This window comes from Deferrisoma palaeochoriense (genome assembly GCF_054656955.1).
Window position 1 is genome coordinate 1 of record NZ_BAAHXI010000167.1, and the last position, 665, is coordinate 665.

A 665-nucleotide genomic window follows, 5' to 3' on the forward strand; every position below is an offset into this window, starting at 1 on the left:
TTATAAAACCGAACAACGTCCACCCGATGCCCCGGGCGTTCGCCGGGCCCGAACCGGGGGGGCAAACAACTTATAAAACCGAACAACGTCCCCCCGATGACCCCTCAAGAGGCTTTGCCTAGCCATATATGCGAGTGGCGATCGTAGAATGCCTTTAATCTGCCGTACCGAGATGCGAGCCGCAGATTCCCCTTCGATAAAAAACGTTTGTGCTCGCCTGCAGCAAAGTTCTGACCTTGAGAAAACATCTCAGCGGGAGAGATCTTGGCGTGGCGAGAATATTCGAAAATCTGGGGACAGAGGTAGTCCAGGACCGGCAATCCGTCATCATCTGCTACAATTAAATCTGACGCCAACCACTCGTGTCCAAGAACGCTATCGCCAGAAAGCCTGAGAGCCTGAACTGATGCGGAAAATCGGCGGGTCGGCGAACTGGGGAACCTGGTCCATGAAAAATGCCCTCCGTCTCGGGTATGGTGGTGCTCTCCACAGACATCACCACCCAAGAGGAGGGCCTGCCGATGGTACGTACCGCCAGTCTCTTCAGTCAAATCCTCGGCCTCGTGGAGCGCGCGACCTTCCTGAAGGCGTGTCGCAGACACGGCGCCAACCGCTACACCAAGCGGTTTCCCGCCTGGGATCACTTCGTCGCCATGACCTTTTGC

1 protein-coding gene is annotated in these 665 nt (G+C 56.2%); it reads left to right on the plus strand.

Going from position 1 to position 665, the window contains the following annotated elements:
- Nucleotides 1-521: 521 nt before the first annotated feature.
- Nucleotides 522-665 (plus strand): DUF4372 domain-containing protein (locus ACYQ8L_RS18555; RefSeq protein WP_459943303.1); only part of this gene is annotated, 144 nt, incomplete at its 3' end.